This is a genomic window from Altererythrobacter ishigakiensis, assembly GCF_001663155.1.
Taxonomy (GTDB): Bacteria; Pseudomonadota; Alphaproteobacteria; order Sphingomonadales; family Sphingomonadaceae; genus Erythrobacter; species Erythrobacter ishigakiensis.
This window is the reverse complement of sequence record NZ_CP015963.1, coordinates 258,388-278,945: the sequence shown is the minus strand read 5'-3', so window position 1 is coordinate 278,945 and position 20,558 is coordinate 258,388. Positions and strand designations below refer to the sequence as shown.

The 20,558-nt window shown below is 58.0% G+C and carries 20 protein-coding genes; 6 read left to right on the top strand and 14 right to left on the bottom strand.

Annotated features, from left to right (window positions below):
- The first annotated feature begins 204 nt into the window (after positions 1 to 204).
- The 4 genes from A6F69_RS01360 (at position 205) to A6F69_RS01345 (ending at position 5,417) form a co-directional block, all read left to right on the top strand.
- Positions 205 to 1,935 carry an ABC transporter transmembrane domain-containing protein gene (locus tag A6F69_RS01360; RefSeq protein ID WP_245638310.1) on the top strand — a complete coding sequence of 577 codons (1,731 nt, stop codon included), beginning with the start codon at positions 205 to 207 and terminating at the stop codon, positions 1,933 to 1,935.
- Positions 1,936 to 2,067: 132 nt separating this feature from the next.
- On the top strand, positions 2,068 to 4,215 hold the full coding sequence (locus A6F69_RS01355; RefSeq protein WP_067596608.1) for a M13 family metallopeptidase: 2,148 nt from the start codon (positions 2,068 to 2,070) through the stop codon (positions 4,213 to 4,215).
- An 81-nt stretch (positions 4,216 to 4,296) separates the two neighbouring features.
- The gene (locus tag A6F69_RS01350; protein ID WP_067596607.1) at positions 4,297 to 5,091 is read left to right on the top strand and encodes an undecaprenyl-diphosphate phosphatase; all 795 of its coding nucleotides are present in this window, start codon (positions 4,297 to 4,299) and stop codon (positions 5,089 to 5,091) included.
- A gap of 71 nt (positions 5,092 to 5,162) precedes the next feature.
- The gene (locus A6F69_RS01345) at positions 5,163 to 5,417 is read left to right on the top strand and encodes a GlsB/YeaQ/YmgE family stress response membrane protein (RefSeq protein ID WP_067596606.1); all 255 of its coding nucleotides are present in this window, start codon (positions 5,163 to 5,165) and stop codon (positions 5,415 to 5,417) included.
- Between the two features lie 17 nt (positions 5,418 to 5,434).
- Here the strand turns inward: A6F69_RS01345 and phhA are convergent, their stop codons facing one another.
- Positions 5,435 to 6,376 (bottom strand): phenylalanine 4-monooxygenase, encoded by a 942-nt coding sequence (gene phhA, locus A6F69_RS01340; protein WP_067596605.1) that lies wholly within the window; start codon positions 6,374 to 6,376, stop codon positions 5,435 to 5,437.
- A 55-nt stretch (positions 6,377 to 6,431) separates the two neighbouring features.
- Here phhA and ppk2 point away from each other — a divergent pair, with 55 nt between their 5' ends.
- Positions 6,432 to 7,220, top strand: coding sequence for a polyphosphate kinase 2 (ppk2, locus tag A6F69_RS01335; RefSeq protein ID WP_067602173.1), 789 nt, complete (start codon positions 6,432 to 6,434; stop codon positions 7,218 to 7,220).
- On the opposite strand, the gene A6F69_RS01330 is transcribed toward ppk2, so the two are convergent.
- The 8 genes from A6F69_RS01330 to A6F69_RS01295 all read right to left on the bottom strand — a co-directional run bounded on the left by A6F69_RS01330 (position 7,217) and on the right by A6F69_RS01295 (position 14,693).
- Positions 7,217 to 8,068, bottom strand: coding sequence for an HTD2 family dehydratase (locus tag A6F69_RS01330; protein WP_067596604.1), 852 nt, complete (start codon positions 8,066 to 8,068; stop codon positions 7,217 to 7,219). The genes ppk2 and A6F69_RS01330 overlap by 4 nt on opposite strands.
- An 18-nt stretch (positions 8,069 to 8,086) precedes the next feature.
- A complete protein-coding gene (locus tag A6F69_RS01325; RefSeq protein WP_067596603.1) occupies positions 8,087 to 9,316 on the bottom strand; it encodes an acetyl-CoA C-acetyltransferase in 1,230 nt (409 codons plus the stop codon).
- A complete protein-coding gene (locus tag A6F69_RS01320) occupies positions 9,313 to 10,545 on the bottom strand; it encodes a CoA transferase (protein ID WP_067596602.1) in 1,233 nt (410 codons plus the stop codon). Before A6F69_RS01320 ends, A6F69_RS01325 begins: the two co-directional genes overlap by 4 nt.
- Positions 10,545 to 11,723 carry an acyl-CoA dehydrogenase family protein gene (locus tag A6F69_RS01315; RefSeq protein WP_067596601.1) on the bottom strand — a complete coding sequence of 393 codons (1,179 nt, stop codon included), beginning with the start codon at positions 11,721 to 11,723 and terminating at the stop codon, positions 10,545 to 10,547. Before A6F69_RS01315 ends, A6F69_RS01320 begins: the two co-directional genes overlap by 1 nt.
- Positions 11,724 to 11,884: 161 nt before the next feature.
- Positions 11,885 to 12,199: a hypothetical protein gene (locus A6F69_RS01310; protein ID WP_067596600.1), complete on the bottom strand. Its 315-nt coding sequence runs from the start codon at positions 12,197 to 12,199 to the stop codon at positions 11,885 to 11,887.
- A 132-nt stretch (positions 12,200 to 12,331) separates the two neighbouring features.
- On the bottom strand, positions 12,332 to 12,829 hold the full coding sequence (locus tag A6F69_RS01305) for a GNAT family N-acetyltransferase (protein ID WP_067596599.1): 498 nt from the start codon (positions 12,827 to 12,829) through the stop codon (positions 12,332 to 12,334).
- Positions 12,826 to 13,950: a GTP cyclohydrolase II gene (gene ribA / locus A6F69_RS01300; protein ID WP_083984626.1), complete on the bottom strand. Its 1,125-nt coding sequence runs from the start codon at positions 13,948 to 13,950 to the stop codon at positions 12,826 to 12,828. The genes A6F69_RS01305 and ribA overlap by 4 nt, the downstream gene beginning before the upstream one ends.
- A complete protein-coding gene (locus tag A6F69_RS01295; RefSeq protein WP_067596597.1) occupies positions 13,899 to 14,693 on the bottom strand; it encodes an exodeoxyribonuclease III in 795 nt (264 codons plus the stop codon). Before A6F69_RS01295 ends, ribA begins: the two co-directional genes overlap by 52 nt.
- A 104-nt stretch (positions 14,694 to 14,797) precedes the next feature.
- Between A6F69_RS01295 and A6F69_RS01290 the strand changes: the two genes are divergently transcribed.
- Positions 14,798 to 16,228, top strand: coding sequence for an alkaline phosphatase (locus A6F69_RS01290; RefSeq protein ID WP_067596596.1), 1,431 nt, complete (start codon positions 14,798 to 14,800; stop codon positions 16,226 to 16,228).
- A 359-nt stretch (positions 16,229 to 16,587) separates the two neighbouring features.
- Here A6F69_RS01290 and A6F69_RS01285 read toward each other — a convergent pair whose 3' ends face one another.
- The 5 genes from A6F69_RS01285 to pabB form a co-directional block, all read right to left on the bottom strand.
- Positions 16,588 to 17,253, bottom strand: coding sequence for a LolA family protein (locus tag A6F69_RS01285; protein WP_067602170.1), 666 nt, complete (start codon positions 17,251 to 17,253; stop codon positions 16,588 to 16,590).
- Positions 17,254 to 17,321: 68 nt separating this feature from the next.
- The gene (rpmG, locus tag A6F69_RS01280) at positions 17,322 to 17,489 is read right to left on the bottom strand and encodes a 50S ribosomal protein L33 (RefSeq protein WP_010233410.1); all 168 of its coding nucleotides are present in this window, start codon (positions 17,487 to 17,489) and stop codon (positions 17,322 to 17,324) included.
- 121 nt (positions 17,490 to 17,610) lie between these two features.
- Positions 17,611 to 18,027 carry an alternative ribosome rescue aminoacyl-tRNA hydrolase ArfB gene (arfB, locus tag A6F69_RS01275; protein WP_067596595.1) on the bottom strand — a complete coding sequence of 139 codons (417 nt, stop codon included), beginning with the start codon at positions 18,025 to 18,027 and terminating at the stop codon, positions 17,611 to 17,613.
- Positions 18,020 to 18,742 (bottom strand): RluA family pseudouridine synthase, encoded by a 723-nt coding sequence (locus tag A6F69_RS01270; RefSeq protein ID WP_067596594.1) that lies wholly within the window; start codon positions 18,740 to 18,742, stop codon positions 18,020 to 18,022. Before A6F69_RS01270 ends, arfB begins: the two co-directional genes overlap by 8 nt.
- Positions 18,739 to 20,529: an aminodeoxychorismate synthase component I gene (gene pabB, locus A6F69_RS01265; RefSeq protein WP_067596593.1), complete on the bottom strand. Its 1,791-nt coding sequence runs from the start codon at positions 20,527 to 20,529 to the stop codon at positions 18,739 to 18,741. The genes A6F69_RS01270 and pabB overlap by 4 nt, the downstream gene beginning before the upstream one ends.
- Positions 20,530 to 20,558 lie beyond the last annotated feature (29 nt).

Genomic DNA, 20,558 nt, shown 5'->3' with positions numbered 1-20,558 from the left:
TCACGATTATTGGAATCGCATGGCGAGTATGCAGAATTATCACGTGAAATTTGCGCTACGCATGACTAATTGTGGCAAGCAATGGACGGGCAAAACGACACAACAGAACCGGAAAGCGGCCGCAAAGGGCTATTTCGCCGGGGTAAAAGCGAAACGGTGAATCCTGATGAGCCGCCCAAGGCTAAGACACTTGGGCCGCTCAAGATGGTTTATGCCGAAGCGGCAAAATATCCGCGTCAGATCCTGCTGGCGTTCGTAGCTCTGCTAATCACGGCAGGGGCGACGCTCGCGATTCCGTGGCGCTTCAAGGTTATTATTGACGAGGCCTTTGGCGGCACGGCGACGAATTCCGATATTTCGCACGCATTCCAGTATTTGCTCATGATCGTGGTTGTTCTCGGTATCGGGACAGCTCTGCGCTTTTACTTCGTCAGCTGGATCGGCGAACGCGTGGTCGCCGACTTACGGCTAAAAGTTCAGCGCAACCTGTTGCGCTTGTCGCCCAGTTTCTATGAAGAGAATAGTCCGAAAGAGATTTCGAGCCGAATGACCAGCGACACCGCGATTATCGAGCAGGTTGTTGGCACAACAGTGTCTATTGCTTTGCGCAACACTTTGACTGCGATTGGTGGCACGCTGCTGCTGCTGTTTCTGGCTCCCACGCTGACTTTGGGGCTGCTGATCGGAATACCCGTTGTGATTGCACCTATCGTATTCTTCGGGCGCCGGATCCGCAGTATCTCGCGCTCAAGTCAGGACCGCGTGGCAGATGTTGGCGCGATGGTGACCGAAGTCCTGTCATCCATGAAGATCGTTCAGGCTTTTGGCCAGGAGGGGCGCGAAGGCGATCGTTTTGGCGGCGCCGTAGAGCGAACCTTTGACACCGCAAGGCGCCGGATCGCATTGCGCGCCGCCATGACCTCAATTGTCATTCTGCTGATCTTTGGTGGGATTACGATGGTAATGTGGCGCGGCGCGATTGCTGTGGCCGAAGGGGCGATCTCTGGCGGTACGATTGCGGCTTTCGTCATCACGGGCGGTTTGGTTGCGGGCTCATTTGGGTCGCTTACCGAGGTCTACGGTGACTTGCTGCGCGGCGCCGGAGCGGCAAGCCGTCTGAACGAGCTTCTCAATGCCAAGCCCACTATCGCGCCGCCGGTGAAACCACAGGCGCTACCAGTGCCGCCACGCGGCGCTCTGTCGTTCCGCAATGTAACATTCCGGTATCCGACGCGGCCAGAAACTGCTGCGCTGAAGGACTTTACGCTGGAAATCGAGCCTGGCGAAACTGTTGCAATCGTCGGCCCTTCTGGTGCTGGCAAATCGACTATCTTTCAACTTGCGGAGCGCTTTTATGACCCGCAGGCAGGCACCATCCGGCTGGATGGTATCCCGTTGACGAAAGCTGATCCGGCTGAAGTCCGCGAACGGATTGCCTTTGTCCCGCAAGATGGCGTGCTGTTTAGCGCCACTGCGCGCGACAATCTGCGTTACGGACGCTGGGATGCAACCGAAGAGGAAATTTGGGAAGCTGCCAGAGCGGCGAACGCGGAAGGTTTCTTGCGCGACTTGCCCGACGGACTTGACACTTACCTGGGTGAGAGCGGCACGCGCCTCTCCGGCGGCCAACAGCAGCGGATTGCAATTGCCCGGGCGCTCTTGCGCGATGCGCCGATCCTGTTGCTCGACGAGGCGACGAGCGCGCTTGATGCGGAAAGTGAACAGCTGGTCCAGCAAGCACTGGATGAACTAATGAAGGATCGCACCACGCTTGTTATCGCACACCGCTTGGCGACTGTGCGCGCAGCGGATCGCATCATCGTGCTCGATGAAGGCCAAATCGCGGAACAAGGGACTCATGCGCAGCTATCCGGTGCAGGCGGCCTATATGCGCGGTTGGCGAAACTGCAATTCGCCTCACACGAAGCGGCTTGAAGCCCAAAATTCTCGACAAACTGCGCTTCGGCCCGACCAACAGCAGCACGAGAACTTTTTTACCGCTAGATCGTTTAATCGGAGAAGGTGCTCCGGCGCCTGATGTAATATGATTTATGGGGACGCAATTTCATGATTAAACGACTGCTCGCCAGTGGAACCAGCGCGATGGCGCTTGTGCTCGCGACACCGGCAATGGCTGATGAGTCCGCTTCTCAAACCGAAGCGGCGGCAGAAGCACCATCCACTCCAACGATGGATTTCGGGACCTGGGGTGTCGGCCTGGATTTAATCGATCAGAGCCGTGCACCTGGCGACAATTTTGATGCCTATGTAAATGGTATCTGGGTTGCCAGTAACGAAATCCCGGCCGACCGGCAGAGCTTCGGCGCATTTCATGTGTTGATCGAGAAATCGACCAATGATGTTGAATCACTGATCGCCGACCTTGTCGCCTCTGATCCGGAACCGGGCACGACTGCGCGTCGCATCGTGGATGCCTATAATGCCTATTTCGATATGGACGCGATTGACGCGAAGGGTCTTGCTCCAGCGCAACCCTATCTGAACGAGATTTTCGCTGCACCAGACCTCGCTCGCCTGGCAACGCTGTTCGAGACCCCAGGATATCCGGCTCTGGTGAGTGCTGGCGTGACGGTCGATGCGCGCAATCCCAAACAGCATGCCGTTTCGATCGGCTTTGACGGTATGGGCCTGCCCGATCGCGACTATTATCTGGTCGATTCGGAGAACAATCTCAAAATCCGTGCGGCCTATAAGGAATATCTGACGACGCTGCTTGAGGCGGCAGGCTATGCTGATCCGGCAGCCGCCGCAGAGGCAGTCTATGCCTTTGAACACAAGGTCGCTGAACTTGAATGGGCGCGGCAGATGCTGCGTATCCCAAATCTGACCTATAATGAGCTATCGCCGGAAGACTTGCTTGCGATGTCGGGCGACTTCCCGATCGAGGCCTTGCTCAAAGCTGGTAAATTCGATGGTCAGACGCGCTTCTTGGCGGGACAATTGCCACCGACTGATGAGGAAATCGAAGAACTCAAACTGACACCCGAGCAACTTGCCATGATCGGTGGCGGTTTGCCGGCGATGATGCAGCTGCTCACAGAGACACCGTTGGCGACGATCAAGGCTAATATGGCCGCTCAGTTTCTTTCCAACAATGCTTCGGTCCTATCGAGCGAACTCGACAACGCTAATTTCCAGTTCTTCGGAAAGACTATTGGTGGACGGGAAGAGCAGCGGCCGCGCTGGAAACGCGCTATTGCAGCGGTTGAGGGGCAATTGGGCGAACAGCTGGCAGCGCTTTATGTGGAGCGGTATTTCCCTCCGGAAAGCAAGGCGCGTATGGAAACGCTTGTAGGCAATCTGAAGCTCGCAATGGCAGCCGCTCTCGATGAGAACGAGTGGATGACTGATGCGACGATCGCGGAAGCCAAGACCAAGCTCGATGGCTTCGTGCCGATGGTTGGCTACCCTGATGAGTTTGAAACTTACGAAGGTCTTGAGATCAGCGCCGATGATCCGCTTGCCAATCGCATCAACACCACAGCTTGGGCACAGGCCGATGCGCTTGCTGATCTCGACAAGCCGGTGGACCCGACAGAGTGGGGCATGCTGCCACAGCAGGTTAACGCGTATTACTCGCCGCTCACCAACCGGATCGTTTTCCCGGCGGCGATTCTGCAACCACCATTCTTTAACGCAGAAGCCGACCCGGCTGTAAATTATGGTGGGATCGGTGCCGTGATCGGACATGAAATCGGACACGGTTATGATGATCAGGGGTCGCAATATGATGCGACTGGTAAACTGCGCAACTGGTGGCAGGACGAGGACCGTGCCGGGTTCGAGGAATTCACATCGCGCATGGCCGAATTCATCGAAGCTTACTGCCCGGTTGACAGTCCGGAAGGCCCAGTCTGTCTGCGTGGCCCTCAGTCGATGGGCGAAACGCTGGGTGATGTAGTTGGTTTGCAGATGGCATATCGCGCGTACCGCCTGTCTTTGGGCGGTGAAGAGGCGCCCGTGATTGACGGCCTCACCGGTGACCAACGCTTCTTCCTCGGCTTTGGGCAGATCTGGCGCGGGATGGAGCGCGAAGAGAGCCTGCGTAACCGCGTGATGACGGCAAATCACCCGCCGGGTACTTTCCGCCTTAACAACGCGGTGCGTCACTTGGATGCATGGTATGACGCTTTCAACGTGACGGAAGAGCATGCGTTATACCTGCCGCCGGAAGAGCGTATTCGTATCTGGTAGGAGGCGTTGCAGCCTGAAAACTGCTTGAGGGCAGGGCAAGTCGCTTGACTTGTCCTGCCCTTCGCACAAGAGGCGCAAGTCATGACACTTTTCCAGCAATTGCTCATCGCGATCGTTCAGGGGATCACCGAGTTCCTGCCTATTTCTTCGTCGGGTCACCTGATCCTGATCCCCTATCTGACGGATTTACCCGATCAAGGCCCGCTGATAGATGTTGCCGTGCACGTCGGGTCTTTGCTGGCCATCATCATCTATTTCTGGCGTGATGTATTGGGCCTCGCCAAGGGGGGATTTTCCGCTGTCGGGATCGGCGATGATCCGTTGCAAAGACGGCTGTTCTGGTGGGTGGTGGTTGGAACAATCCCAGCGGTCGCCTTGGGATTGTTCTTGAAGCTTGGCGGCTATCTCGAAAGCTTCCGCATCACTGATCTCGTGGCGATCAACCTGATTGTCTACGGCGTATTGCTGGGACTGGCCGATCAATTCGGCAAGCAGGAAAAGAGCTTTGAAGATGTCACTTTGCGCGATGCTGTTCTGGTCGGTTTGGCCCAGGCGCTGGCCCTAATCCCGGGAACGAGCCGTTCTGGCTCCACCATGACCATGGCGCGTTTTCTGGGCTACAAAAGGGTTGAGGCAGCGCGCTTTTCGTTCCTCCTGGCGATCCCCGCGGTTGCAGGCGCGGGATTGCTCGCGGTTCTGGATCTGGCCGAAGCGAGTGCACAGATGCAATGGGACGCGTTGCTGACGGGCGTTTTCACCTTTATTGCCGCATTCGCGACGATGGCTTTCCTGATGAATTTTCTTAAGAAAGCTTCAATGATGGTATTCGTCGTTTATCGGGTTTTGCTCGGCGCCGCCCTGTTGGTCCTATTCTAAGTTCTGGAACCTTTTGCCTCAGCTCTGTGTTGAGATAATATTGGAACCCAATCCAAACGCGCTGAACCACTATGTCTCTACTGTGCTTTATCTTTATCGGATCACTGATCGGCTGGCTGGCCGCAATTATTACGCGCACTGAAGATGTGCCCAGCATTCGGCGTGATATCGGCGTCGGACTGGTCGGGGCATTGTTCGCGGGTTTGTTCGCGAATAATTGGGCCTTTCTGGGTGGACTGAGCTGGACGGCGCTGGGTGCATCGATACTGGGCGCAGCGCTACTCGTAGTAATGAGCAAGTTGATACTAAGCCGTAAGTCGGCCTAAGTTGAAATCAATCTTGATCAGATGGGCGTAGCGCCCGATCCTCGACCGCCGCGCATCATGTACTCCTGTGTACCGCGATGTAGAACATTATCGACGTCAATCACGGCCGTATTGGCATAGGTAAAGCTGGGGCCAAGGCTGCGATAAAGCCGGTCAAAATCGCGCTCGACAGTCTGGCGATAGAGATCTTCGAAACTCTCGATCACAAAATAAGTCGGCTGCAGATCGCTGATCACATAGTCTGTACGCATGACGCGGTCGACGTTCAGCATGATCCGGTTGGGACTTTCCGCTTCGACGGAAAAGACAGCTTCCGTGGGGCCTGACAGGATGCCAGCACCATAAGCGCGAATATCGTCAGGTGCTTCTTCAATCAGCCCGAATTCGACTGTGTACCAGTAAAGCGATCCCAAAGCCTTCAAGTGGTTGTAGCGCATGGCTTTCCACCCGGCCCGGCCATATTCCTGCATATAATCTGCGAAAACCGGGTCGGTCAGCATGGGGACATGCCCAAAGACATCGTGGAAGACGTCAGGCTCCTGAATGTAATCGAAGGTCTCGCGCGTGCGGATGAAATTGCCCGCCGGAAAACGGCGATTGGCCAAATGCCAAAAGAATACGTGATCGGGAATCAGCATCGGGACGGGCACGACACTCCAGCCCGTGAGCGCGCCCAGTTCTTCCGACATCTTGCCGAATTCAGGCACGCCGCCGCGTCCCAGATCAAGTTTCTCGAGGCCATCCATGAACGCAGTTGCCGCTCGCCCGGGCAACACCTCCATTTGCCGTGCAAACAAGTCATCCCAGACCTGATGGTCTTCCGAGCTGTAGTCAGTTTGCGCCGGCTCAAGCCAGTCATCGCCCACATGTGCAGGCTTTTTCAGCGGCGCAGTAAAGACATCCGCCGGTAAATCGGGCAGGATCGAATAATCCTGCTGTGGTTCTGCAAGTGTAGCCATAGTTTCAGTTGTAACTATACCACGCCCCTATGGGCTGTGCAAACAGGAGGTGCGCTTGGAGAAGCTTAAACGCAAGCAATATGAGGATTTGCTTGAACCGTTAGAGGAAGAACTGGTTGCCATGGCACGCTGGGCACGCTCTACCGGCGCGCGTATCTGCGTAATCTTTGAAGGGCGCGATACGGCAGGTAAGGGCGGTGCGATCCGCGCGGTTGGTGGTCGGCTTAATCCGCGCCAGTGCCGGACAGTCGCTCTGTCAAAGCCGAGTGAAGACGAACAGTCGCAGTGGTATTTCCAGCGCTATGTAAGCCATCTTCCGCATGCGGGCGAAATCGTGCTTTTCGATCGCAGCTGGTATAACCGTGCGGGCGTTGAAAAGGTGATGGGCTTTGCGAGTCAGGCTCAGGTGGAAGCATTCCTGAAGCAGGCTCCGGTGTTTGAACAGCAATTGGTCGATGACGGCATTCTGCTGTTCAAATATTGGCTGACGACTGATCAGGAGAATCAGGAAGAACGCCTGCGAGAGCGGCTGGAGGACCCGCTCAAGCGCTGGAAACTCTCGCCGATCGATCTGGCTGCACGCGACAAGTATGATGCCTATACCGACGCGCGCGAAGCGATGCTGAAGGCAACCCACACTGATTGGGCGCCCTGGACATTGGTGGACTTCAATGACCAGAAGCGGGGGCGGCTGACCTTGATCCGCGACTTGCTGGACCGGCTACCCGATATGCACGTCGAGCCTGCCCCGCTCGAATTTCCGGAGCTAGGCCGCGAACCGCAAGCAGAGAGCTATTCAGTGCTGCAGCCCCTCGAAAACTACCCCGTCGATATAGAAGACTAAATGGTAGCAGATGCTTTCACGCATTGCCTTCCATCAGACGCGAAGGTGCCTAGTTCGTAACCTTCGCTTGTCTTTCGCATCGCCAGATGCAGCGGCTCGTCAGCAATCGCTGGGCTGACGGCTCGGAAACTGAAGCTCTTTAGCTTGTTTTCGCCCAGCTCGTTCGCGGCCATTTGCAGCAGCAGGCTCGCCATCAGCGGTCCGTGCACGACCAAGCCACGATAGCGCTCAACGTCGCGCGCGTAGGGCAGATCGTAGTGGATCCGGTGCGTGTTGAAAGTGAGCGCGGAGAAACGGAACAGTAGCCGCGGATCGGGTGTGATCTGCTGATGCTGATCCCATGAAGCGGCATCGAATGTTGCACTGGTAGGCTCGGGCGGGCTGAGCGGAGCATCGCCTGCCACCGCATCGCGATAGACCAGTGTCTGCTTTTCGCGCACCGCAATGCCACCATCGGCCTTGGTTATATGCTCAACATCAACAAAACCCAGCTTGCCAGTCTTGCCTTCTTTCTCGGCAATCGAAGCGATGCGGCTGATGCGCTCGATATCCGCGCCGATGGGAATGGGTTCGAGAAACTCTATCTCGCTTGCGGCCCACATCCGGCGAGGAAGCGGGATTGGCGGGAAGAAGCTCTCGTCGCTTTTGTCGCGGGCGGGGTGGCCGTCTCCACCCAGCGCGGCCTGCGGCGCTTCCGGCGTGCACAAGCACAAATGAATGCCTTGTGGCATCATGCCGATAGCCGAAGCTTCCAAATCGAAGGTCGCAAACCAACGATTCGCCAGCGCAGTATCAAGCGTGTCACGCTGAACCTGCTCGCGTCCGATCCAATTGTCCCACTCAGTCATGCGGGTACTCTATCACGATTACGCCGCGCGTTCGAATATGGCGGCGATCCCTTGCCCGCCCCCGATACACATCGTCTCAAGACCAAAGCGAACATCGCGTCGATGCATTTCAGCGGCCATATCGGCCAATATACGCCCCCCGGTTGCCCCAATCGGGTGGCCTAGCGAAATGCCCGAACCATTGACGTTGAGGATATCGCGGCGGCTGTCATCATCTGACCAGCCCCAGCCCTTCAGCACAGCGAGCACTTGCGGGGCGAAGGCCTCGTTGAGCTCCACCAGGCCGATATCGTCCCAGCCCATACCGGTGCGCGAGAAAAGACGCTCTACTGCCGGGACAGGTCCGATACCCATGCGGCTGGGGTCGCAACCTGCGGCTGCCCATCCATGGAACCACAGTGAAGGCGTAAGTCCCATTTCCTCAAGCTTGTCTTCAGCGACCACCAGACATGCCGCCGCCGCGTCATTCTGCTGGCTGGCATTGCCCGCAGTGACAATGGCGTCGGGATCACGCTTCAGATCGATAGCGCGCAGCGATCCGAGCGTTTCCACACTGGCGTCCGCGCGATAACCTTCATCGTGATTGAACACGATTGGATCTTTGCGCCGCTGTGGCACTTCAACAGGCACCAGATTATCGGCGAACTTGCCTTCTTCCCAGGCCTTGGCAGCGTTCTGGTGCGAGCGAACAGCAAATTCGTCCGCTTCTTCGCGCGTTATGTTGTAATCCTTGGCCAGATTTTCTGCGGTTTCGATCATCCCCGTGATGATGCCGAACCGCTCAATCGGCTGGCTCATCAACCGTCCGCGGCTGAGGCGGTCATGCAGCGTCATATCGCCCATGCGCACGCCGCGACGAAGGTCAGTCGTATAATGCTCGACATTCGACATGCTCTCGCAACCGCCGGCCACGACGACGTCCGCCATGCCGGTCTCAACCATCATTGCCGCGGTCGCGACTGCCTGCACACCAGAGCCGCAGCGGCGATCCAACTGAAATCCCGGCACTTCAATCGGCAGGTCAGCGGCCAGCCAGCTCCAATGGCCGATAGCGGGCGCTTCGGCATTTCCATAGCCCTGACTGAACACGACATCGTCGACCCGCGATGGATCAATTCCGCTGCGCTCGATAAGCGCTTTCAGGATCACTGCACCGAGCTTGCCCGCGTCAAGCGGGGAGAGCGTGCCGAGGAACTTGCCCACCGGCGTGCGCAATGGTGAAACAATAGCTGCGCGTCTCTTGGTCATCGTGTTTCCTTGTCTGAAAGAGCTACCGTGCCTGCATCGACCAGCTTGCCAATCGCGCCAGAGGACAGGCCAAGCCTCTCGACCAAAACCTCTTCGCTGTGCTGGCCAAGATATGGCGCAGGCGCAGGGTCACCGACTTGCTTCTCGGGCATATTCGCAAAGCTGCGCGTAGCGGGATATTCGAAGCCAGACGGGTTTGCGGGCGAGGGCCCGAACAGCGGGTTGTCGGCCACCAACTCAGGATCGTTTGCTGCTTCGTGCATGGTGCGATAGCGCTCGAAAGTGCAGCCGTGCTCGCTCATCCGCGCGGCAAGATCGCCATAGTCGTGCTGCCCTGCCGCCTGCTGGAACAGGTCGAACAACCGGTGGCGATGCTCGAAGCGGGGGCGGTCACCGTCGGCGAAGCGCACACCCAATCCCGCCTCAAGCGCAGCGATCTTTCCGGTAAGGCCAAAGGCGGCTACGAGCCCATCCCACTGCTTGGGGGTGAGCGCCGCCACCATGAAACGCTGATTGTCGAGGCTTTTGAAATCACGCCCGAATGCTCCCCAGATCGCGTTGCCCAAACGCTCACGGTCTGCCCCGCGATAAAGCATTTCCGCCATCGATCCGCTGTTTGCCATGGTGCCGATGGCGACATCGCCCAAGGGAATGCGCACTTCGCTGCCTTCGCCGCTTGCATCGCGGTGACGCAACGCGGCGAGCAGGGCAAAGGCACCATAGGCCCCGGTGATAAAATCCCACGCGGGCAGCACCTGATTGACCGGAGGTGCTGTGGCCATATCCCAATCCTCGGGCCCGCACATCAGCGGGTATCCGCTTGCGGCGTTGACTGTGAAGTCCATTGCTTGCCGCCCGTCGTGCCAGCCCATGATGCGCACGCTGACCATGTCGGGTCGCCTGTCAGACAAGGCCGCATGGCTAAGGAAGCTTTTCTCGGGCAGGTTGGTAACGCATTGACCTGTTTTGCGCGCCAGCTCGACGCATAGCTCGCGCCCTTCCCCGGTGCGCAAGTCCAGCGCGACCGACTTCTTGGCGCGGTTCAAGTTCTCCCAACTGAGTGAACGCCCTTCCTTGGTCAGCATGTATCGGTCGTAGTCGAGCCCGCCGGCCTTGTGATCTACGCGGATCACTTCGGCACCCATCTGCGCGCAATACAGCCCGATGGTGGGTGATGCGACGAAGCTTGAGACTTCGATGACGGAAAGATCGCTGAGTAGCTGATACATCAGCCGTGCACCGCATTCCACTCGCGCAGCATATGCTTGGCGATTTGCAGCTGCAGGATCTGAGTAGTGCCTTCGTAGATGCGGTAGATGCGCGCATCGCGGAAGAAACGCTCCGCATCATATTCAGCCAAGTAACCTGCGCCGCCATAAATCTGCACAACGCGGTCAACAACGCGCCCGCACATCTCGGATGCGAAGACCTTGAAGGCAGCTGCCTTGGTAATGACGTTCTCGCCGCGGTCAGCGCGCGCGGTGACATCCGCCATCATGGCTTCAGCGGCATAGATTTCAGTCTCGCTTTCCGCGAGCATCTGCTGGATCAGCTGGAAATTCGCGATCGGCTCGCCAAAGGCCTTGCGCTCGTTCGCATAGCGCAGCGCACTGTCGAGCGCGCGGCGGGCATAGCCGGTGCTGGCCGCGCCCACGGAAATGCGTCCGTTGTCCAAGCTCATCATGGCAAAACGGAAGCCCTTGCCCGTCTCTCCGCCCAGCAGCGCCTCGCCTGGAACATGCACGTCGTCGAGCATCACGTCAGAGATGTGCGCGCCTGACTGGCCCATCTTCTTGTCCGGACTGCCAGTTGAAACCCCCGGCGTATCCATTGGCACGATGAAGGCGCTTACATGGGCATTCTTGGGCAATGCCTCTTTCTCTGTGCGCGCCATGATCAGCGCAACATTCGCGTGCGGGGCGTTGGTGATGTAGCGTTTTGTGCCGTTCAGAACCCAGCCATTACCGCTGGGATCGGGCTTGGCAAAGGTCTGCATCGCGGCGCTGTCTGAACCAGAACCCGGTTCGGTCAGGCCGAAACATGCTATCTCGCCCGCCGCGATCCGCGGCCACCATTCGGCCTTTTGCTCTTCGGTCGCGCCATTCTTGATCGCGGAATTGAACATGCCGACGTTGATCGAAAAGATCGAGCGGAACGCGGGAGCAGCATAGCTCATGGAACGCACCGTGCTCGCATATTGCGTCGTATTCAGCCCTGCGCCGCCATATTCTTCGGGCACGGTCAAGCCGAAAAGACCCATTTCCTTCATCTCTGTAACGATGTCATCGGGCAGGCGATCGTTCTCGATCACGTCCTTTTCGGCCGGGATCAGCCGCTCCCGCACATAGCGGTCAAGCTGCTCGATGAATTGTTCGAAGGTTTCCGGGTCCATTCCAGTTTGCGACATGTGAATTTGGGTCCTCTCCTGCTCACGCGGTCAATCGGGGGATAGGCGCGTAATGTCGCCTGCTCAATCTGGCAGGCTTCCTCTCGCTAAAAAGCAAAAGCGGACGAATCGCCCGATGGCAACCCGTCCGCCCAGCATTTTTCACCTGATTAAGGCGGCGATCAGTTTACGGCATTCTCCGCGGCATCGACAGCATTGCCGACTGCGTTTGCTGCGTTTGCAGCTTCTTCTGCTGCAGCAGCAACATCAGCAGCGGCGTCCGCTGCTTCATTGGCGTCTTCATCGGTTACAGCGGTGTCTTCAACCATTGCTTCGGTATCGGCGACCGCATCTTCCGAGACCCCTTCAAGCGCGGCATCGGCAGGCATTTCAACTGTGTCTGCCTCGGCTTCGATGGATGCATCATCTGCGCCGCCACATGCGGTTAGTGCCAACGCGCCCGCGCCAGCCAGCAGTGAATATGCAAATTTTTTCATGGTTGTTAGCTCCTAAAGATGCTGTCCGCGTCCTAACTCGCGGCAGGCGCGCGGCTTAGCGCGAGGAGCGGCGGGTCGCCAAGGGCAAAAAGTGCCAGATCTTGTCGGGAATGCGGCGAGTCGAGTGGCGGTTCAGCCGAATGCGGGTGCGTAGCTTACCACTCCAGTGGGCACAGAAGAGCTTAGCGCCAGATATTGGAAGTATTCAGCTGGCGGGCCGGGGTATTGCAATTTGGGATCAGACTTGAACCCGAAGCGCGAATAGTACTCAGGGCTGCCCAGCAGCACGATACCTTTTGCGCCCTGCATGCGCATTTCGGTTATTCCGCGATTGATCAACGCAGTTCCGATCCCCTTCCCATGCAGTTCCGGCCAGACCGATACTGGCCCCAAGCCATACCAGTCACGCGTGCCATCGCTGATTGTCACTGGTGAGAAGGCGATGTGCCCGACAATCCCTTCCGAAGCTTCGATTACCAAGGACAGGGCTAAATCACCGTCCTTGCGCAAACGGTCTATCAAATCCGGCTCATCACAATCGCTGTAAGGCATGTCCTTGAACGCCGCCTCGGTAAGCTTGAAAATCGGACGCCGATCATCGGGCTCTTCGCGGCGATAGGAGAAGCTCATTTCAGCAAATGTCCGGACTTGTCGCGCTTGGTGGCTAGATAACGCGCATTGTGCGGATTGTCCGGCAGTTGATGCGCGACACGTTCACTGACTGTGATTCCTGCGGCTTCAAGTGCCGAGACCTTCTTTGGATTGTTGGTCATCAAGCGAATTGTGCGGGCGCCGAGCAAGTCCAGCATCCGCGCTGCGGTTGGAAAATCGCGCGCTTCATCTGGCAGCCCCAGCCGTTCATTTGCTTCGACGGTGTCAAACCCCTGATCCTGCAAGCGATAGGCGCGCAACTTGTTGATCAGACCGATGCCGCGCCCCTCCTGCCGCATGTAAAGCAACGCGCCCCAACCACCTTCGTTGGCGACCTCGGCCATGGCAGCTAGCGCTGCATCCAGCTGAGGCCCGCAATCGCATTTCAAGCTGCCCAGAATATCGCCGGTCAGGCATTCGGAGTGCAGCCGAACCAACGGTATCTTGTCGCCGCGTTGCTCTCCGATGATGAGCGCCACATGCTCGCGAGTGTCATCTGTGCTGCGGAACGCGACAATCTCAGCAGTATCGCATGCGGAAACCGGCAGGCGCGCCCGAGTGGCAATCGCGAGCTGATCGCGATCAGACCACTCTTCAAGATCACCCACTGCAATCGGCACGGTTTCCCCGGCATTTTCGGGGTCGACCAGAAACGCGGGCAGGATCCCTGCGAGCCGAGCCAATTCCAATGCAGCTTCTGCGATAGAGCGCCATTCGAACGCCTCAGCCCTATAGGGTCCTTTGAAGGGATGTTTCAGATCCAACGCCGGGTCTGCCACCGCGCGGGCTTCAGCCAATTCAAACGGGTCGCCGCTGCGGATAAGGGCTGGCGCATTTGGGACCGCGGATTCGCGCTGATTGGCCAGCTTCAACGTGACCGCACGTGCTGCCGAGATCAGCATTTTGGCCGAAACGGCATTGCTCGCAATTGCGGTTTCTGCGGGCAGCAGCACGGGCCCGTCTTCAAATGCAATCGGCCAGCCGTGGCGCAACGCATCAATAGCCTGCGCGACACGCCGCGAAGGGGTGGGAGAGGCTGCATCCGTCGTCAGAGTGCAAACTCCGTAATTAGCGGGATGTGATCGCTGGGCTTTTCCCAGTCGCGCGCATCTTCGCGCAATCTGTGGCTCTTGGCTTGCCTTGCAAGCTCAGGACTCGCCCACATGTGATCAAGCCTGCGCCCGCGGTCATTCGCTTTCCAATCCTTAGCGCGGTAGCTCCACCAGCTGTAGTAGCGTTCCGGATCACGAATGAACTTGCGCCCCAGATCGACCCAATCATGTGCGGCCTGGAAATTGGCGAGCGTTTCTACTTCGATCGGCGTGTGACTGACCACTTTGAGCAATTGCTTGTGATTCCACACATCGCTTTCAAGCGGCGCGATATTGAAATCACCTACAATCATGGTCGGGCGATCAATCTGCGCAGCCCAATCGGTCATCCGACTTAGAAAATCGAGTTTCTGTCCGAATTTGGGGTTCTTCGCGCGGTTCGGCTCGTCTCCGCCTGCAGGTACATAGACATTTTCCAGCACCATGCCCTTGCCGGGGCCAAGCAACTCGACACCGACATGCCGCGCCTCGCCATTTGCTTGCCAGTCGTGGCGGCTGAACTCTTTCAGCGGAATACGGCTGATGGTGGCGACGCCATGATAGCCTTTCTGGCCATGTATAGCCTGGTGCTCATAACCAAGCTCTGCCAGGGCAGCTGCGGGGAACTGATGTTCCTGGCATTTGATTTCCTGCAGGCATAGTACGTCGGGTGCTTCCTCTTTCAGAAAGCGTTCCACGATTGGCAGCCGCAGCCGCACAGAGTTGATATTCCAAGTCGAGATAGAAACCATAGCCACAGCACTTAGGGGCGGGATTCTTTTCGGTCCAGCACACCTTTAGCTTTCCCGTCACAAAGATTAGGGATAGCGGTGCTGCCCCAAGAGGAGATAACCCGATGACCCTGCGCCGATCTATCATTCTTGCCGCTGCCGCCGCTTTGCCGCTCGCAGCCTGCTCGCCTGCCAGTTACGGACAGCAAGGCATTGCCAGCGCATCAGCAGCGCCCGTCGAAGCTCAAGAACCGAAGGCAAAGAATGTCATCCTGTTTATCGGTGACGGAATGGGCGTTTCAACGGTCACGGCTGCGCGGATCTATGCAGGGCAAAAGCAAGGGCAAAGCGGAGAGGAATATGTCCTGCCGTTCGAGAATTTTGCCAATGTCGCGCTGGTCAAGACTTATAACAGCAACGCGCAGGTTCCCGACAGCGCAGGAACCGCGAGCGCGATGCACACGGGCGTAAAGACCAAAATCGGCGTATTGGGTGTTGGCCCTGATGTGAGGGCGGGTGATTGCGAAAGTGGACAAGCTAACGCGCTGCCGATCCTGGGTGAGCAAGTTACCGAGCGTGGGATGGCGCTGGGCATTGTGTCCACCGCGCGGATTACCCACGCCACCCCTGCAAGTGTCTATGCGCGTTCACCTGATCGCGGTTGGGAGGCCGATGCGTGGATTCCCGAGGATCAGCGAGGCAAAGGCTGCGATGATATTGCATCGCAGCTCGTGAACAGCACGTTCGACGTCGCCCTCGGAGGCGGCACAGCTGCGTTTTTCGGCGCAGATCTCGGCGGACGACGTATCGACGCAGATGCCAACTTGCCGGTCGAATGGGTACAGCGCACAGGCGGAAGCTTCGTTTCGACGTCAGCAGAGCTTTCCGCTGCACCATCTGACAAGCCCGTATTCGGGCTCTTCTCGCCTAGTCATATGACATACACCGTGGATCGCGCGGAAGATTCTACCGAGCCGACACTCACCGAGATGACTCAGCAGGCGATCGGGCGGCTGAAGGGCGATCCTGAGGGTTATTACCTGATGGTGGAGTCGGGCCGGATTGATCACGGTCACCATGCGGGGCAGGCGGGCTACGCGCTCGAAGAAGCGGTCGAGTTTGCCAATGCGATCCAATACGCGATCGACAATACCGATCCGGCGGAGACTTTGATCCTGGTCACCGCGGATCACAGCCATGTATTCACCATGTCGGGTTATCCGCGGCGCGGGAATGACATCCTGGGCCTGGTAGTTCCACCCGAAGGCGGTTCTGAAGAACTGGCTCAGGCCACAACGGCAACCGATGGCAAGCCTTACACCACTCTGGGATACCACAACGGCCCCGGGGCTATCTCCAATATGGCGGAGCGGCCGGTTCCTGACACCGGCGTACAGGCGCGGCAACAGGCTGCGATCCCCACCAGCAGCGAAACGCATGGCGGCGAAGATGTTGCGCTTTATGGTCATGGCCCCGGTTCAGAGCGTGTGCGCGGCGTTATCGAGCAGAACGTGATCTATGACATAATTGTCAACGCGTTTGGATGGGATGACTAAGAGGCCAAGGTGATAATCTAAGAACTGGATCGGGCTATCTGTAGATAGACCACAAGGCCGACCGGCCGCCCGCAGCGGCGCAGACTTGTCCGCAGGCCGCGAGGAAATCGCGCTCGCGGAGTCGAGTGCGCAAAACAGGGCGGATAACAAAAACCCTCGCACCGGGGGCATTGGCGCGAGGGTTCAGTGTTAGCGTTCGTCACGCTTGGCAAAACGGACCTTTATTGAAGGCTGGGCAACAGGGGGGAAACCCGCCTTCGTCCGATTCACAAGAGGAAACTACCTCTTCTCAGCTTTCAGGTAAATGAATGGCGAACTGCGTCTTGTCGCGTTCTTACAACCGCGCGAAGTTGAACCGTTCAGCGCGGGCGACGAGACGATTGTCGTGGATCGCGGAAGCGAAATTCGCTGTCAGCGACTGTCACGCCGTAACGATGGTTCCTTAGCCGCACAGTTGTACGGTTGTTCTGTGCATCCAGCGCCACCCAGGTATTGAGCTCCAGTCCTCCCGGCGCCGTCACGTCACGGACAAAGATCATGGTAATCATACCGAACTCCGGACGTTTGGGATCGCGCACCTCGATGCTGACAACGTCAGGATTCCCGGTTTGGACCAGCTTGCCGTAGCGGGAAATATCGCGTTCTGGATCGAGCAGAGCACCCAAAGGCGAATTTCGGATGGGCCAGCGTTGCACCTGGCTTACTTCGTAATCCACCAGATACAGTGAGCGGCCGTTCGAGACGACCAGCAGATCCTGATCTTCGCCATAATCGAACCGGATTTTTCCGCCGCGCTTCAGCGTCAGCACGCCATTGGCGGTCTGTCCCAGACGGTCAGTCTGCGAGAAGTCGGCTTTCAACGTCGAAATCTGGCGGAGCGCGCTCACCGCGCGGTTAAGGTCCCCGGCTTCGGATTGTGCGACTGCGGGGGCAGTGGGCGCCAGCGAAGCAGGAAGGGCGCACAAAACAACACCCGCCAGCGCAGCGCGCAGCGGGCGTTTGGAAAGAAATGCAAAGATGCTCATGCTGCGCTGTCTAGTCGCGCTGCGTTGAACTGTCACTGAACCTGTGGCTCTGCGACTGTTCAGCAAGATCACTTGATCTTGGCTTCCTTGAACTCGACGTGCTTGCGCACAACCGGGTCATATTTACGGAAGGTCATCTTCTCTGTGATGTTACGTGGGTTTTTCTTCGTCACGTAATAGAAGCCCGTGTCTGCAGTCGAGACGAGCTTGATCTTGACGGTTGCTGGCTTCGCCATGACGGTATCCTAAAACTTGTAAAAAGGCTGATGTTCAGCCGAAAAAATACAGGCGGCACGCGCAGCGCCGCCATCCAGAGGCGCGCCATTGGGTGATTCTGGGGCAAAAGTCAAGCATGACTCACCAATCGGACCGGCTGATCTTGCCTCTTTTTGCCTTCACTTCCCCGCGCGCTTTCTTCTCTTTGAGCCGCTGGGCCTTGCCGACACGGTTTATGCGGCTCTTCGCGCGTATCTTTGGGCGTTCATGCGCTTTCTTGAGCAATTCTTCGAGCTTGCCCCGCGCAGCGGTGCGATTGGCCTCTTGCGTGCGATGCTGTTTGGCCGTGATCAGGAGATCGCCGGACGCAGTCAGCTTGCTCCCTGCCATGTCTTTCAAGCGCGCAAATACCGGCGGCGGTAGGCGCAGCTTGTAGAGATTGACCCGCAACTGAACTTCAGTCGCGACCTTGTTCGCATTCTGTCCACCCGGCCCACTGCCGGCGAGAAAGCTCTCTTCGGCCAAAGCATGCGCGCGGGCGATCAGATCGTCATCCATCGTCGGAAACAGGAATTCGGATGGGCGGTGGGGGTGGTTCGGGCGCGGTCAGCCCCGCGCGGATAAAATCCTCAGGGAACGGAGCATACGCGCTGACCGGATCCTTGCCCGGACGGGTCATATGAATGGCTTCAGCGTGCAGCATGGTGCGCGGAGCGCCCTTGTTCTGGCCGCGCACTGGTCCGTAAACCGGGTCACCCAGCAGCGGGACGCCGAGCCCCTGCAAGGCGTGGACCCGCAACTGGTGCGTGCGGCCCGTCTCTGGACGGAAACGAATGAGCGAGCGTTTGCGATCTCCCTCTCCGATCGTCTGCAGCAGCTCCCAATGCGAGATGGCCGGCTTGCCTTTCTTGGCAGCAATCATGCGCCAGCCCTTTTCTGCAGAGCTGATCTTCGCAAGGTTCAGCTCGATAGTGCCGGATTGCTCGGATGGCTCAAAATCCATCACTGCCAGATAGGTTTTGCCAACAAGCCGATCTTCGAAGGCCTTGTTGAAACGCTTCAGCGCCTTCGGGTTGCGCGCAAGGATCAGGCAGCCGCTGGTATCAGTGTCGAGCCGGTGCACGGCAACCGGCGGGCGTTGAAAACCCAGCTTCAGCTGCTCGATATGGTCCCAAAGTGCGGGACCGCCGCGCTTGGGGCGATCAACCGGAAGCCCCGCTGGCTTGTTGATCACGAGCGCTTCGCCGTCTTCGAAAAGTATTTCGATATTCATATCAATTCAGCTTTCATCAGCCCGCGCACAGCATTGCCGAGCAAAAAGCCGTTTTCGAGGTCATCTAGGGTCAATTGCTCTTCGCGAGCTTTGCCGCTTTCCAAAAGCGAGCGTCGCAGCACGCCGGGCAGCAGGCCCAGAGTGGCGGGTGGAGTAAATAGTACTCCATCGCGCTCAACAAAGATATTGTTGAAGCTACCTTCGGTCACGAAACCTTCGGGACAGACGAGCAGCGCTTCGTTCGCGCCCTCGGCCTTTGCAGCGCCCAGCGCCTCTTCGTAAAAGCCGCGATCTGTCGTCTTGTGGCGCAAGCGCCAATCGCCCGGATCGACCGGCATCGGCAGTGCAATGCACTTAATGGGATCGTCCTTCGCATCAGGAACGGGCCCAGTCTCAAGCGCCAATTCCCCGCGCCGCGAAGCAAGCAGACGCACCTTGCTACGCTGCTCCAGATCAAAACACAGCGCCTGAATCTGGTTGCGCGCAGCATGTCGATCAAACGAGAACCCCAGTTCCTGAGCCGACGCCTTGATCCGCTCCAAATGCAGTTCCAGCAGATCAATCCCGCTTTCCGGGTCGAACAGCATCGTTTCGATCAGATCGCAATCGCTCAGGCGGCGTGCAAAACCGGCTTTTATCTCGCATTCGCGCCGCTCTGCCATGGCTTCGCTATCAGCAACAATCGCAGAGCCGACGCCCATCACCGCACGCCCGCGATTGTTCTCTTCCGGCGTCAGGCGAAGCGTGCGGATCGCAACATTGAACGCCGCATCACCATTTGCACTGATGCGCCCGATTGCCCCGCAATAAGGGCCGCGAGCATCGCGCTCGACCTCGTTGATCAGCTCCATCGCGCGTATCTTGGGCGCACCGGTGATCGAGCCGCAGGGAAAAATCGCGCGGATCAGATCGATGGCGGTTTTGCCCGATTGCAGCTTTGCGTGCACGCTCGAGACCATTTGATGCACGGTCGGATAGCTCTCTACAGTGAATGGTGCCTCCACCCGCACACTGCCCGCCTCGGCCACCCGGCTCAGATCATTGCGCATCAAGTCAACGATCATGAGGTTTTCAGCCTTGTCCTTGACCGAATTGGCCAATTCGTCAGCCAACGCTTCATCGGCTTCAGCCGTGTCACCGCGCGGCCTTGTGCCCTTCATCGGCTTAACCTTCGCCGCATCACCTTTGAGCGAGACGAAGAGCTCGGGCGAAAGGCTCAATAGCCAATGCGAACCGTCAAAGATCAGCCCGCCGTAGCCCGCTTCGGCCGCAGGGCGCAGCTGGGAATAAAGTGCCACCGGATCGCCGCGATAGGCGCCATCAAGCTGATACGTCAGATTGACCTGGTAGATGTCGCCGGCGTGAATTGCTTCCTGCAGCCGCGCAAAAGCCTCGATATATCCCCCGGTTGACAGCTGCGGCTCAAGCGGGCCTAGCGAGCCCGAGCCTTCAGAGCGCGATGCGAGCCATTGCGGCACATCCTCAGCGGCGATCTCTTGCTCATCTTCAAACAGGCCGAGCCATACCAATGGCCCAACCGCACCGCCGCGCGTGTCGACCAAGGGGGCAAGCTTTGGCTCCAGCGCCAATCCGGCCTCATACGCGATATAGCCAGCCAGCGTCCCGCCGCTGCTCCGCCTCGCGTTATCTGCATCCTGCAAAATACTGGCGACTTCATCCCCGCGGGTTGCGACAAATATTTGACGCGGATTCTCGAAAAGATGCGCAGCCGCGCCGCCTTCCCGGCGAGCATCATCAAGCAAGATAAAAGGCGTAGGCTGTCCCATTGCTCACGCAGCCTTAGCCAATCGTGGCG

What these genes read in the sequence shown, in the direction of transcription:
- A6F69_RS01315 (WP_067596601.1), bottom strand. Translation starts at nt 11,723, where the DNA reads ATGTCGCAAACTGGAATGGACCCGGAAACCTTCGAACAATTCATCGAG.
- pabB (WP_067596593.1), bottom strand. Translation starts at nt 20,529, where the DNA reads ATGGGACAGCCTACGCCTTTTATCTTGCTTGATGATGCTCGCCGGGAA.
- A6F69_RS01330 (WP_067596604.1), bottom strand. Translation starts at nt 8,068, where the DNA reads ATGACTGAGTGGGACAATTGGATCGGACGCGAGCAGGTTCAGCGTGAC.
- A6F69_RS01310 (WP_067596600.1), bottom strand. Translation starts at nt 12,199, where the DNA reads ATGAAAAAATTTGCATATTCACTGCTGGCTGGCGCGGGCGCGTTGGCA.
- A6F69_RS01350 (WP_067596607.1), top strand. Translation starts at nt 4,297, where the DNA reads ATGACACTTTTCCAGCAATTGCTCATCGCGATCGTTCAGGGGATCACC.
- A6F69_RS01285 (WP_067602170.1), bottom strand. Translation starts at nt 17,253, where the DNA reads ATGAGCATCTTTGCATTTCTTTCCAAACGCCCGCTGCGCGCTGCGCTG.
- A6F69_RS01305 (WP_067596599.1), bottom strand. Translation starts at nt 12,829, where the DNA reads ATGAGCTTCTCCTATCGCCGCGAAGAGCCCGATGATCGGCGTCCGATT.
- A6F69_RS01295 (WP_067596597.1), bottom strand. Translation starts at nt 14,693, where the DNA reads ATGGTTTCTATCTCGACTTGGAATATCAACTCTGTGCGGCTGCGGCTG.
- A6F69_RS01325 (WP_067596603.1), bottom strand. Translation starts at nt 9,316, where the DNA reads ATGACCAAGAGACGCGCAGCTATTGTTTCACCATTGCGCACGCCGGTG.
- A6F69_RS01360 (WP_245638310.1), top strand. Translation starts at nt 205, where the DNA reads ATGGTTTATGCCGAAGCGGCAAAATATCCGCGTCAGATCCTGCTGGCG.
- phhA (WP_067596605.1), bottom strand. Translation starts at nt 6,376, where the DNA reads ATGGCTACACTTGCAGAACCACAGCAGGATTATTCGATCCTGCCCGAT.
- rpmG (WP_010233410.1), bottom strand. Translation starts at nt 17,489, where the DNA reads ATGGCGAAGCCAGCAACCGTCAAGATCAAGCTCGTCTCGACTGCAGAC.
- arfB (WP_067596595.1), bottom strand. Translation starts at nt 18,027, where the DNA reads ATGGATGACGATCTGATCGCCCGCGCGCATGCTTTGGCCGAAGAGAGC.
- A6F69_RS01270 (WP_067596594.1), bottom strand. Translation starts at nt 18,742, where the DNA reads ATGAATATCGAAATACTTTTCGAAGACGGCGAAGCGCTCGTGATCAAC.
- A6F69_RS01345 (WP_067596606.1), top strand. Translation starts at nt 5,163, where the DNA reads ATGTCTCTACTGTGCTTTATCTTTATCGGATCACTGATCGGCTGGCTG.
- A6F69_RS01355 (WP_067596608.1), top strand. Translation starts at nt 2,068, where the DNA reads ATGATTAAACGACTGCTCGCCAGTGGAACCAGCGCGATGGCGCTTGTG.
- A6F69_RS01290 (WP_067596596.1), top strand. Translation starts at nt 14,798, where the DNA reads ATGACCCTGCGCCGATCTATCATTCTTGCCGCTGCCGCCGCTTTGCCG.
- A6F69_RS01320 (WP_067596602.1), bottom strand. Translation starts at nt 10,545, where the DNA reads ATGTATCAGCTACTCAGCGATCTTTCCGTCATCGAAGTCTCAAGCTTC.